This is a genomic window from Pseudomonas peli, assembly GCF_050563605.1.
In the GTDB taxonomy this organism is placed as follows: domain Bacteria; phylum Pseudomonadota; class Gammaproteobacteria; order Pseudomonadales; family Pseudomonadaceae; genus Aquipseudomonas; species Aquipseudomonas peli_A.
On sequence record NZ_JBNXUH010000396.1, the window covers coordinates 1 to 267 of the forward strand.

The window sequence follows — 267 nt, forward strand, 5'->3', positions numbered from 1 at the left end:
GCATATGGCGGTCGACAAGAAGGTTCTCGATGGCAAGCTGCGCCTGGTGTTGTTGCGCGGTTTGGGTGAGGCGGGTTTAAACGGGGGTTTTTCCCGGGGAATTTTTTATGTCACGCCCGTTTCTTTTAAACATTTTACGCTGCCGACGACNGCATATGGCGGTCGACAAGAAGGTTCTCGATGGCAAGCTGCGCCTGGTGTTGTTGCGCGGTTTGGGTGAGGCGGTTGTAACCGGTGATTTTCCCCGGGAAATTTTGAATGCCACGC

Annotated in this window: 1 pseudogene; it reads left to right on the forward strand. The window is 54.1% G+C overall.

The window, feature by feature from the left end:
- Window positions 1-152: 152 nt before the first annotated feature.
- Window positions 153-267, forward strand: a pseudogene (locus ACQ4LH_RS22080) (3-dehydroquinate synthase); the annotation flags it as partial.